The following is a 13,904-nucleotide window of genomic DNA, read 5'->3' as shown; positions in this document are numbered from 1 at the left end:
CCCGCTTGCGAAGGTCAGCGGTGAGTCCTCCCAGTGTCATGCAAGCAATCCGAAAACCTGTGTTCCCAACCTAGTTGAAAAGGAGATTCTTCATGTTCAAGCGCACTCTGATCGCAGCTTCCCTGACCGTCGCTGCCCTGGCTTCCGCCCAGGCCATGGCCGCCAACGTAACCGGTGGTGGCGCGACTCTGCCTGCCGCTCTGTACAAAGGTTCTGCCAACAGCATCCTGCCAGCCAACTTCAGCTACCTGGGCACAGGCAGCGGCGTGGGTAAAGTGGCTTTCCTGACCAACGATTCGACGCAGTTCAAAACCACTGGTACGGTTCACTTCGCTGGCAGCGACTCGGTGCTCAGCGCTACCGAAATCGGTAACTACAACACCGCTTACAGCACCACTTACGGCCCGCTGATCCAACTGCCTTCGGTCGCCACTTCGGTTGCCATTCCTTACAAAAAGACCGGCCAGACCGCTCTGAACCTGACCAGCGCTCAGCTGTGCGACGTGTTCTCGGGCACTGCCACCAAGTGGGGCGACCTGCTGAACAACTCTGACGCCACCCCGATTCGCGTTGTGTATCGCTCCACTTCCAGCGGCACTTCGGAAATCCTCACTCGCCACCTGAACGCGGTTTGCCCAACCAAGTTCGCCGTCACCACCACGTTCGCCAACACCCTGAAGCCAGCCGGCACTCCACTGCCAACCACTTTCGTAGGCGTGGTTAACACCTCTGATGTCGCTGCTGCCGTGAACGCTGTTGACGGTTCCATCGGCTACGTGGGTCCGGATGGCGTGAATGCCAACAGCAATGCCGTCGTTTCGCGCGTCAACGGTGTTCAGCCGACCACCGCAAACGTCACTACCGCATTGTCTTCGGCCACACTGCCAGTCAACCCGGCTGATCCAGCTCAGTGGGCTCCGGTTGTTGCCAACCCAGCCACCGGTTACCCAATTGCTGCCTACACCAACTTCATCTTCGGCCAGTGCTACAAGGATGCATCCGTGGCTGCTGACGTGAAGGCCTTCCTGACCACTCACTACAGCGTTCCAGGCAACACCGTTGCGACCGTGGCTCACGGCTTCAGCGTGGTTCCGACCAACTGGAAAAACGCTGTGACCGCCAACTTCATCACCAACTCCACCGGCAACAACCTGGACATCAACAACGCCAGCGTCTGCAACACTGTTGGCCGTCCTCTGTAAGGTTTCACTTCAAGTCAGCGGTTTGAATGGCAGCCCCTTTTGGGGCTGCCATTTTTTTTGCCGGAACCGCGCGCAATTACTCCCCCAACATGAAGTTTGTGTGACATCCGTTCGGTCGTGCCCCTTGCCAACCGCCTATGTCCTAACAGCAGGTGGTTGCCGACCTGCAGCTCTTAAAAGGATCTCGTAGTGATGCTCGCTCGCCCATCCCGTCGTCGTACCAACGTCCAGTCTTTCAAGCGTGATGCCATGGACCCGGCATTGTGGCTGCTCAAGCCGCTGGCTCAGGCGGTGGCGTTGTGTCTGGTGGCAGGCAGTGCGCACGCGCAAACGGCGTTCAGCTCGGGCTGGTTTGCCGCCAAGGGCGCCGCCCAGCAAGCCGCCGCTGCAAGGCCCGGCACCGGTGGGTTACCGGGAATGACGCCGCCATTGGCGCAGCAACAGAAAGCCAATCAGCAATTGCAACGTTCGATTCAGACGTTGAACAACACCGTGGCCGCGATTGCCGCGCAGCAAGCGGCTCAGGCTGCCGGGCGTTCGGCGGCGTTGGGTACGGTGCAGTTTGTGCCGGATGGTCTGGGCGAGGGCGGGTTGAAGGTCGATAACAGCCTTGCCCAGGGTTGGCAGAATGCCAAAGGCCCGCAGCAGTCCCAGGCCGATGGCAAGACTACGGTGAAGATCGAACAGACCGCCGACAAGGCGATTCTCAACTGGGAAACCTTCAACGTCGGCCGCAACACCACGGTCGAGTTTGCCCAGCAATCGAATTGGGCAGTGCTCAACCGGGTCAATGATCCGAGCGCACGCGCCAGTCAGATTCAGGGGCAGATAAAGGGCGACGGCACGGTGATGCTGATCAACCGCAACGGCATCGTGTTCAGCGGCAGCAGCCAGGTCAACGTGCGTAACCTGGTGGCCGCTGCCGCCAATATCACCGACATCCAGTTCCGTGACCGCGGCTTGTACTTCGACAGCAACGCCAGTCAGCCGACCTTTACCGACGCTGCCGGCAAGGTACTGGTAGAGCGCGGCGCGGCGATTGCAACCCACGCGCCCGCGACGTCCACCGATGCCGGCGGCTATGCCTTGCTGCTGGGCAACGAGGTGCAGAACGACGGCAGCATCAACACCGCCAAAGGCCAGACCGTGCTCGGCGCCGGCGATCGTTTCTATATCCGCAAAGGCTCGGGTACCGAAGGCAACGGCTTCTCCACGACGTTCGGCAGTGAAGTCGTTCCGGGCTTCAAGGCTGGCAGCAGTGCCGGCAAGGTCAGCAACAGCGGTTTGATTCAGGCCGCCACGGGCGACATCACCCTGACCGGCCATGAGGTGCAGCAAAACGGTGTGCTGCTGGCCAGCACTTCGGTGGCAACGCGCGGCACCATCCACTTGCTTAACCCGGCCACCGACACCAACGGCAGCGTCACCCTGGGGCAGGGCAGCGCCACGGCGATCTTGCTCGACAGCAGCGATCTGACGGCACTCGACAGTCAGCACAAAGCCGCGCTGACCGGTGTCAACGCCAACAACAAGGTGCGCGGCGACCAGTCGCGTATCGAGGTGCAGAGCGGCGGCAGCGTCGAGTTCCAGAACGGCTCGATCACGCTTGCCACAGGCGGTCAGGTCGCCGTGACGGCAGGGCGTCGCAGCCTGGTGCGTGACGGCGCGATGATCGATGTGTCCGGCGCCATCGGCGTAAAAGTCGCGATGGAATCCAACAACATCAAAATCAACGTACAGGGCAACGAGCAGCGTGATGCGTCGGTCAACCGCGAGAGCGGTGCGCTGAACAGCAATGACGTGTGGGTCGATGTGCGCGAACTGGTGTATGTCCCCGCCGGCACCAACGGCTATGCCACGGACCGCTGGTACACCGCCGGCGGCTTGCTCGAAGTCGGCGGCTATCTGGGCACGCAGAACCACAGCATCGGTGAGTGGATGGCGCAAGGCGGCCGGGTCAGTTTCGCCGGCAATGATGTGGTCACCGAGCAAGGTTCGTTGATCAATCTGTCCGGCGGTACGCTGGATGTACAGAGCGGCGAGATTCGCCAGAGCTGGCTGCGCGGTGCCGACGGGCGTCTGTATGAAATCTCTCGAGCGCCGGGAGATATTCTTTACAGCGGTTTGTACAAAGGCTACGAGGACAGCAGCAAGCGCTGGGGCCAGACGAATTATTACTACAGCCCGCTGATCGCGCCGACCAAACGTGTCGAGTCGGGCTACACCGTGGGCCGCGATGCCGGGCAACTGGTGATTGCGACCAGCAGCGCCGTGCTCAACGGGCAAATGCTCGGCGAGGTGTATCAGGGTGAGCGCCAGACCCAGTCACCGCGTGCTGTACTGGACGGTTATGAACAGTCTCAGACAGCCGTGGCGCGGCGTGCGCAACTGATCGTCGGCAGTTATGACCCGGCCTATGTCGCCTCCGCTGGCGGCCTGTTGTACGGCCTCAATCCAACGTTCGACCAGGTACGTATTGGCGGTGAGAAACCGGCCGATGGCAATGACCAGAATCTGCTCGCTTCAGTGTCCGAGGCGCGCAAAGGCAAACTGTTTCTCGATGCCGATCAACTCAACGGTTTCAGGCTGGGCGCTCTGAAAGTGTCTGCCAAAGACCTGATCGACGTTAACGATGCGCTCAAGGTCGATGCCGGCGGCGACATCACGCTATACGCGCCGGATGTGCAGATCGATGCCGATCTCACGGCCCGCGGTGGCAGTGTGCGTTTGGGTAACGTGCTCAATCAGCTGCAGCTCAACAAGGTCGCTGACACGAAGATTTCTGCCGCGACAGGGCACGCAACCCGCGTCACTGTGGCTGACGGTGTGCAACTGGATACGCGCGGTCTGTGGAGCAATCTGGGCACCAACCCGGATGACGGCAGCCACCTTGCGTATTTGAACGGTGGCCTGATTTCGATCCGCAGCAGTGGCGATATCGACGTCCAGGCCGGGAGCTTGCTGGATGTTTCGTCTGGCGCCGCTGTGCTGGCGAACGGCAAGACTCGCGGCGGGAAGGGCGGCAGTGTGACGCTGGAGTCCAGCGCCAACGCCGCGCCAGGTAACACACAGCTCATCCTTGATGGTGATGTGCGCGGATACGGTGTCACCGGGGGCGGCACGCTGCTGGTACAGGCCAACAAGGTCATGATCGGACAGACCGACCAGACGCTGGCCGAACGCACCTTGCAACTGGCACCGAACCTGTTCGGCAAGGGCTTCTCGGCGTACAGCATTATTGGTTTGAACGGCCTGGAGGTCGCCGACAACAGCGTGCTCGACGTCACGATGCCGGTCTATCGTTTCGCTGAAGCGGCGTCGAAACAGGTCAGCGGCGTCGATCCGCAGACGGCACTGGAGTTGTGGACGCCGACGCTGTTCCAGGAAAACCCGACCAAGGCTGTGTTGACTCAACGAGGTGGCGCCAGCCTGTCGTTGCAGGCTGGATCGAGCGAGGCCGGCCTGATCGATCCGCTCAAGTCCGCGTTGACGCTTGGCGCGGGTTCACGCATCAGCGTCGATCCCGGGCAACGGATCGGTCTGCGCGGGCCGGGGCAGATCACGGTGAATGGCGAACTGAACGCGTGGGGCGGCACCCTTGATATTCGCCAGCAGCAGTTCGGCTTGAGCGATCCGGCCGAGAATGCCCTGGAAGCCGCCAATCAAGCCCATAACCGTTCGATCTGGATTGGCGAACGCGCCGTGCTGGATGTGGCCGGTCGCGCGACCACGGCAGTCGATGCACTGGGACGCGTCTACGGCCAGGTCGGCAAGGGCGGCAGCATCATCATCGGCGGTGAAATAGATGCGAAGAAGGCCACCGCCACGTCGGCCGACGCTTATGTCATCGTGCGCAACGGTGCACGTCTTGACGCTTCTGGCACTCAGGCGGTGCTGGACATCGCCGGTCAGGGGCCGACCACGGTTGCCACGGATGGCGGCAAGATTTCCCTGAGTTCCTACAACGGCCTGTTTATCGACGGCGATCTGCGGGCGGCGGCGGGCGGTGCAGGTGCTGCCGGTGGTCGACTGGACATCGCACTGGAAACGCCGATCTACAATCCCAACCTGGCCACCAACGAGGTACGCCTGCCAAGGGAACTGATCATTGGCCAGGGTAAGGGCGAGCCGCTGTTGCCGGCGGATCTTGAGCCCGGTGAGGCAGACCGGCAGTTGGTCTACGGTCGCACGCGGCTGAGTGCCGATGCATTGATGACAGGCGGTTTCGATCATCTTGGCCTGTTGAGCAACGGCTTGATTTCCTTCGACGGCGATGTCGACCTGCATCTGAATCAGAGCTTGAGCCTGTATGCCGGCGCCGTGTCGCTGGCCGAAAACTCGAAAGGCACCGCGCGAATCAATCTGTCTGCGCCTTACCTGCGAATGCTGGGCACGGGCGTCTATTACAGCTCCAACGCCGTCATCCGCCCAAGGGTCATGAATGCGCCGACACCGAACCTGTCGGCGGCGCAGTTCGTCGCCACGTCGAACCTGCTGGACATCGGCAACAGTCTGTCATTCGGTACGTCGGGTTCGATTGCGCAACTCAATGGCCCGGCCCGGCAGGTTGGTCGCCGTGGCTTCGCCCAGGTTTCTCTCGCCAGTTCGGGTGACATGCGGTTTCTTGCCTCCACCACTGGAACACAGTCCGAACTCTGGGCGGCGGGTGACTTGAGCCTCAGCGCGGCTCAGATCTACCCGGTGACTGGGGCGAGTGCCAGGGTGCGTGCCGGTTTTCAGCAGGAGACGTCACCCTCTGAAGGTACTCTGCGCATTCTCTCCAACGGCGCGGTGCCGACTGCGCTGCCTTACTCGGTGTTCGGCAATCTGACGCTCGCTGCCAGCCGCATCGAGCAAGGTGGTGTGCTACGGGCGCCGCTCGGTTCGATCATGCTGGGCGAGAACACCAAGTCAGTGCTGACCCGTGAAGTCCAGCTATTGCCCGGCAGTCTCACGTCCGTCAGCGCTGCCGGGTTGGTCATGCCTTACGGCGGTACAACCGATGGCATCGACTATCGCTACAACGGCAGCCCTGTAGCGCTCAAAGGGATTGTCGGCGCTTCGACGGGAGTGACCCTGCTGTCGCAATACATCGACGTCGCGCCAGGTGCCGTGATTGATCTTTCGGGTGGCGGCGACTTGCGTGGCGCAGGCTTTGTCTCCGGCCGTGGCGGTTCGACCGATGCGCGTTTCAACCCGTTGGTACGCAATGCCAATGACGGCACCTTCAGCCTGCCGGGGCTGGCGAGCAATCCGGTTTATGCCATCGTGCCGGGTAATCAGAGTGTTTATGCGCCGGTGCTCGCCGAGGCGGGGGCGGTCGATCCGCGTATCGGCCAGCAAATTACCATCGCCGCCGGTGTGCCGGGGCTGGCGGCCGGCACTTATACCTTGCTGCCGTCGACATTCGCCTTGTTGCCCGGTGCATTTCGCGTCGAGGTCAACGGTCAGGTCATGGGCGGGCAGACCGGTGCTGCGTTGCAGATGCGCAACGGTTCATGGACCAGCAACGGGCAGATGTCGATCGCCAACAGCGGTGTACGCGACAGTCTCTCCAGCGCGCTGATTCTGACCTCGGCCGATGTACTGCGGCGTTATTCGCAATACAACGAAACCGGCTTCACCCAGTTCATCAAAAACGATGCGGCGCGCCTGGGCGTGTCACGGGCGCTGGCGCCGATGGATGGCAAGTTGCTGGAGCTGCGTTTCAACAGTGGCGGGGACCGTGACATTGCCCTGGACTTCAACGGACAGGTGCTGTTCAAGCCGACCGAGGGCGGTGTGGCGGGTACCGCCGTTGTGCGTTCAGTCGATGGCACCATCGAGGTGTTGGGTGCGGGTCGACAGCGTACACAGGGTTTCACGGGTATTTCTCTGTACGCCGACAGCCTGAATCAAATGAATGCCGGGAGGCTGGCGATTGGCGCCTTGCCAACGGTGGACTACGGCAGTGGGGGCAATATTGTCACCTTCGCCAACAACATCGGCTCCGACAACATCACGGTGCGCGAAGGTGCCGTGCTTTCTGCGCCGGAAGTGGTTCTGCGGACTCGCAAGATCGACGGCACCATCACCCTTGAGGCCGGCGCGGGTATCAACACGCTGGGACGTGGTGACGCCCCGTTCGATTCAACCGACGGGTTTGTCTACGACCCCGGCAATGCCAGCCTGCTGCTGGTTTCCAATGGCTGGAACAGCGTGCTGGCACCGGCGAAGGCCGTGGGTATCAATGGAGCGGGCAGTATCCGTATCGGCAGCTGTTCGCTTGAGCCGTGCAGCAACCCGGCGATACTTTACTCCAACGGCAGCATCACCGCGGCGACCGACAATCAGTTTGAGCTGAGCGACGCGGTGCGTTTCGGCACACGCCACCTGGGGCTTGCGGTGGGTGCGATCAATGTCGGTAATGCGCAGGCGCTGACGGGTGCAGAAGGGCGCGTGCCAGTCGGCCTCACGCTGAGCCAGAACGTGCTTGATCGTCTGCTGCGGGGCGATACGCAATTCGGTGCTCCGGCGCTGGAGTCCTTGAGCCTGACAGCCCGTGACGCCTTCAACTTTTTCGGCAGTGTCTCGCTCGATACGCTGGACCCGCAAACCGGTCGCAGCAATTTGCAAAACCTGATCCTGACCACACCGGCGATCTACGGACAGGGTGATGCCCGGGATGTCGCAACCATCCGTACCGCCAACCTGATCTGGAATGGTGCCCCGCAAGAGCCGGGTGCAGTGGTCAAGGGCGGGGCCGGCAGCGGTCACGGGACCCTCGACATCCAGGCGCAGCGGATCGAATTGGGCTATGGGCCAAGTCCGCAACCGAGTGGACTGGATCAGAACGATCGCCTGGCGTTGGGTTTCGCCAACGTCAATCTCACGGCCAGTGAGCGCATTACCGCCAACCACAAAGGCAGCCTGTCGGTGTACCAGGAACAGGGCGCGTATGACCCGGTCAAGGGCTACACCTACAGCGGCGGCAACCTTACGCTGCTGACGCCGTTGCTGACGGGCGAAGCAGCATCGGTCAACGCATTGAAGGCGGGCAACAATTTGACGCTCACCGGTACCGGTGGCGCTGCATTGGCCGATGCGCTGGGCGCAGAGCTGAGTCTTGAAGCGCGCAACGTCGTACTCGACGGCCGTATCGTGCTGGCCAGCGGCAAGCTGCAGGTCAAGGCAGAAGGCGACCTGAGCCTGACCGGCAACGCGCAACTGGATCTGGCCGGGCGCACCTTGCCGTTCAATGACGTGAAGAAATACAGCTGGGGCGGAGACGTGTCGCTCTATAGCCACAACGGCAACATTCGCCAGGCGGCGGGCTCACGTATCGACTTGTCGGCGCAGAACAATCAGGCCGGCAATCTCAGTGCTGTGGCACTGGCGGTGAATGCGGGGGAGGTCGATCTGCAAGGTGAAATCCTCGGTGCCAGCAGCGGCTATTACGATGCCGGCGGTACGCTGGTGCCGTACAAGGCCGCCGGTATGGACATCCGTGCGCAACGGCTGGGTGGCGATTTGAATGAACAGTTCGCCGCACTCAATCAGCGCTTGAACGCCGGGCAGGTGTTCGGCAGTCGCAGCTTCCAGTTCAAACAGGGTGACCTGCTGATCGGCGACGGGCTCAAGGCCGGCGAAGTCAATGTGGCGGTGGACAATGGCAGCCTCACCATTGGCGGTCGTGTCGATGCCAGTGGTGAGCGGGTCGGCAGCATTCGCCTGTCCGGCAAAAACGGCCTGACCCTCTCCGGTAATGCCGTGCTCGATGCCCATGGTCGTGTGTTGCGGGTCGACAGCTACGGCAAGATCATCGACGCGCCGAACCGCGCCATGGTCGAACTCAATTCCGGTGATGGCTTGCTCACATTGGCCTCCGGTGCACGGATCGATCTGCGTCATGGCACCGATGCAGTCAATGGCAAGCTGCCAGGGCAAAACGACGGGATGCCGCGCGGTACGCTGGAGTTGAACGCGCCACGGCTTGGCGTCGGTGATATCGCCATTGATGCCAGCGGTACGCTGACCATTGAAGGGGCGCGCTCCATCGGCCTCAATGGCGTGCGACGTTACGCGGATGCCCGCGATGGTGTCGATCCGGCCGCCAGCGGCCGGCCGTATCAGGTGATCGATCAGGCCATGTTCGTTCGTATCGACGGTGACAACACCACGTTCATCGATGCGGCGCTGGCCAACAATGATCTGCTGCAACGCAAGCTCGCCGGGCTCAACAATGCGTCCTACGCCGATGCGTTCCATCTGCGACCCGGTGTCGAGATCGTCAGCAAGACGGCCGATGGCGATCTGGTGGTAGAAGGTGATATCGACCTGTCGCATTACCGCTACGCCAGCCTCAACCCGAACTCGCAGAAGACGCCGGTCTATGGCTCTGGTGAGTCCGGCAGCCTGGTGATTCGTGCCGGCGGCAATCTGGATATCTACGGCAGCATCAACGACGGTTTCGCCAAGCCCCTGGAAACCGTCGATGATGCTGGCTGGAAACTGCTGCCGGGTGTCCAGCCGTTTGGCGGCGACCTGATTGTACCGGGCAGCGGCGTGACTCTGGCCGAAGGCACTCTGTTTCCGGCGGGCACCACGCTCAATTACGACTTGCCGATTCAAGCGGCCACGCTGGCGGGCGGTACGTTGCTGCCGACCGAAGGCATTCTGGTCAACGCCTATACGATCAGCGCCGGCACGGTATTGTCAGGCGCCGTGCATGATGCATCGGGCAACCTGTTGTACGCCGCCGGCACCTTGCTCAATGACCGCGTGACATTGCCGGCAGGCAGTCGGCTGGGGGCTGGCACTCGATTGAACGATGCCACCAGCCTGCTTGCCATGCTCTGGCCAAAAGATGTGCCGCTGCCTCGTGCGATCGGGGCGGATAACAACGCTGTGGGCGTTAAATTGCGCGGCCCGCTGGCGTTGTTGCGCGGCTCGCTGATTCCGTCCATGACCGACGTCGTGCTTGCTGATGGCACCGCATTCATTGAGCTGCGCGGTTACTCAAGCACAACGCAGCAGGGCAGCAACTGGGCCATCGCGAGCATGCTGGCACCGGGCAGCACGTCGTGGTCGATGCGCGTAGTGGCCGGCGCCGACCTTGAGTCCGCCGACAGCCGTGCGTTGAAGCCGCTGACGGCTGACGGCAATCTGCGTCTGGCGGATACCCATTACGGGTTGAAAGTGACCGAGAAAAAGCTCGACACCAAATGGGCTGAAGGCAACTCCAAGAACCGCCCGGCCGGTTCGGTCGTGACCGATGCCGATCTGCATTTCTGCGATGAAAATCCGGCGGACTGTGTCGCTCCCGCCAAGTTCCTGTGGGCCGAAGGCAACTGGTTGGGCAAGGAGCCGGGTACACCGATCAGTGAAGAGGATCTGTACTGGTGCGACATCGATCCGGGTGGCTGCATGCCGAACAAGGGTGGCATCGCTGTCACCACTCACTCGCAAATGTTCAGCGTGCTGCGCACCGGTACCGGCGATCTCGATCTGTTGGCGGCCGGCAACCTGAGCATGGATTCACCTTACGGTGTGTACACGGCCGGCACTCAGTCCAGCGACATCGATCAGCGATATAACCAGCCACGTGGACGTTTGACCGACGACAACTCGGTGTTGGGCAGTAAAGGGGCGGACTACGAAAAATGGGTCAATGGCGGTACCGAAAGTCTTTATCAGGCCTGGTACCCGACATTGGGTGGCAACCTGACGATCAATGCCGGCGGCTCGGTGTCCGGTGATGCGGTCGGACGTCGTGGGCCGAGCAACACGGCGGTCTATCGAGAGCAGGTGGCCAGCGCATCGGTGGGCAACTGGCTCTGGCGTCAGGGCACGGGCAACAGCAATGTGCCGACGGCGTGGTGGATCAACTTCGGCAGCTATGCTACCCAGCCGCTGCCTGGCGCGGGCAGTGATACCGCCCCTTACCTGGTGGGCTTTACCGGTTTCGGCGCACTCGGCGGCGGCAACGTCAGCCTGCGAGCCGGAGGCGATGCCGGTATGCTCAAGCCGCTGGGCGACAGCGTGACCAACCCACGCAGTCAGGGTCTGATCGTTGCAGTGGGCAGTACCGGGCGAGTGGGCAGTGATGGCAGCCTGCAATTGACCGGTGGCGGCGACATGGACATTCGCATTGGCGGCATGCTGAACCCGTCATTGCAGGCACGTGCCGGGCAAACCGGTACTGCCACGCCACGCCACGATTTGCAGGGTGCGTTGATCAACCTGCGCGGAGCGGCACAAATGTCGGCTGGCGCATCGGGTGCGATCAAGCTGCAGTATGGTGCTTACGCAACCTATCAGGACCCGCGCGAAACCCGGGCTTTCGATCCGTTTACCTCGACTCTGGGCAGTGCTTCCGGTGGGCTGGTGCTGATACCCGGCGACTCGGGCATGCGCTTGAGCACCCGTGGTGATCTGGTCCTCGGTGGCGCAGCCGACCCTGGGCGGGTCCAACTGCAGAACTCCACGCCGTTCACAGATGCAAACGGTGTTGTTCACGCAGGAGGCGGCTTGTCGGCTTTCTCGTTGTGGACCGATCACACGGCTATCGACCTGTTTTCGGCGGGGGGCAACCTGACGCCAAGTACCCAATTGGCCGAAACCGACTCGCAGGGGACTGTCCCGAATCTCAACACGTCCCCCACTGACGGACGCTTCGTGTATCCGTCGATTTTGCGTGCCGTGGCAGGGCAAGGTTCCATCTATGCCGGTGCTTCGGCCACGTTCAGTGAAAACGGGACGCCTGCCGCAACGAACTATTCACTCTTGCTGGCGCCTTCAAGGGTGGGGCAACTGGAAATGCTGGCCGGTGACTCGATCTACGCCGGTGGCTACGCGATCAATCAGTCCGGCGCCAGCCTGTTGGCCATTGCAACGCCGTTTGCCCCTGCGTTCACGGGGTATGCGCAATACACCGACAGCAGGCCGACAACGAGTAACTACAGCAACGATGGCATAGCACCGCGTCTGAACTCGCGTTATCCATTGTTCGCTTTTGGTGCCGACACCTACTCGGGATTGAGCGGCGTACAGGCACCGGCTCGTTTTTATGCATTGTCCGGTGATCTGGTGGGTGTGCGCAGCGGCGAAACCCTGTCTTTTGCAACCACACTGCGCACCTGGTACGAAGCGGCAGCACCGGTATGGATGCTGGCGGGGCGCGATATCGTGGCGTCGGGTGCCAATCTGGGCCAGCCGACAAGGGCGCCGAAGGAAATGGGGAATAACGAAGCCATCAGTTCTTCGGGCAACCTGTTCATTCACAACAGTGCGCATGACGTGTCACGGGTTTCCGCCGGCCGCGACATCCTCTACAGCAGCTTCGACATCGCCGGTCCTGGTCTGCTGGATATGAGTGCCGGGCGCAACATCCTGATGGAGGATCGTGCCGGCATCAGCAGTATCGGGCCGCTAGTGGCAGGGGATAACCGGCCTGGCGCCAGTGTGGTCATGCAGGCGGGTGCGGGCGCGCAGGGCGTGGATTATTCGCGGTTCATTGCGCATTACCTGAACTCGCAGAACCTTGCCAATCCTGATGTGCCCCTCAGTGGTCAACCGGGCAAGGTGGTCAAAACCTACCTCGACGAACTGCAGAGCTGGCTGACCCTCGGCTACGGCTTCAGCGGCAACGCAGAACAGGCGCAAGCCTTCTTCGCCGCCCTGCCGAGCGCCGAGCAGGCGATCTTCGCCCGTCAGGTGTACTTCGCCGAACTGCGTGCCGGCGGCCTGGAATACAACGACGCCGATGGCCCACGCAAAGGCAGTTATCTGCGCGGTCGCAATGCCATTGCCTCGTTGTTCCCGACCACCGATGTGTCCGGCAACCCGATCCGTTACGACGGCGATATCACGCTTTATGGCGGCGCCGGGGTCAAGACGCTGTTCGGTGGCGACATCCAGATGCTTACGCCGGGCGGTGGTCAGGTGTTCGGCATCGAGGGCGCGGCGCCGCCATCCACGGCGGGCATCATCACCCAGGGCTCGGGCAACATTCAGCTCTACTCCCAGGGCAGCATTCTGCTGGGGCAGAGCCGGATCATGACCACGTTTGGTGGCTCGATCCTCGGCTGGTCCGCCGAGGGTGACATCAACGCCGGTCGCGGCTCGAAAACCACCGTGGTCTACACACCGCCGAAACGTGTTTACGACACCTGGGGCAACGTGACCCTGTCGCCATCGGTGCCGAGCACCGGTGCCGGTATCGCCACGCTCAATCCGATTGCCGAAGTGGCGCCCGGGGACATCGACCTGATCGCGCCGCTTGGCACCATCGATGCGGGCGAGGCGGGGATTCGCGTCTCGGGCAACGTCAACATCGCCGCGCTGACGGTGGTCAACGCCGCCAACATTGCGGTGCAGGGCAAGGCGACCGGTGTACCGGTGGTCTCGGCGGTCAACACCGGGGCGATCACCTCGGCCAGCTCGGCTGCGTCGTCGGCGACCCAGGCAGCGGAAGACGTCGCCCGTCAGCAGCAAGCCGCCTCGCGCCAGAACCAGGCCTCGGTGTTCACCGTGCAGGTGCTGAGCTTCGGCAACGAACAACTGGCCCCGACCCGCGATGGCGCCAGCCGCGCACCGACACCGGGCTACAACCCCAACAGCCCGGTGCAGGTGCTGGGCGCCGGGGCGCTGGATGAACAGGCGAAACAGCAGCTGACGGAGGAGGAGCGGGGGCAGCTGACGTTGTAAAAGGACTCTCGTGTA

Annotated in this window: 2 protein-coding genes; both read left to right on the top strand. The window is 62.1% G+C overall.

Annotation, left to right across the window (positions count from 1 at the left end; translation table 11 throughout):
* Positions 1–92 precede the first annotated feature (92 nt).
* Entirely contained in the window at positions 93–1,202 is a 1,110-nt protein-coding gene (locus AC1RME_RS07815; RefSeq protein WP_102621803.1) for a substrate-binding domain-containing protein, read from the top strand.
* Between the two features lie 192 nt (positions 1,203–1,394).
* Positions 1,395–13,889: a filamentous hemagglutinin family protein gene (locus AC1RME_RS07810; RefSeq protein WP_493090920.1), complete on the top strand. Its 12,495-nt coding sequence runs from the start codon at positions 1,395–1,397 to the stop codon at positions 13,887–13,889.
* The last annotated feature ends 15 nt before the right edge of the window (positions 13,890–13,904 follow it).

The organism is Pseudomonas sp. GW822-FHT03F08 (assembly GCF_058801265.1).
This window is presented reverse-complemented; position numbering and strand designations above follow the sequence as displayed.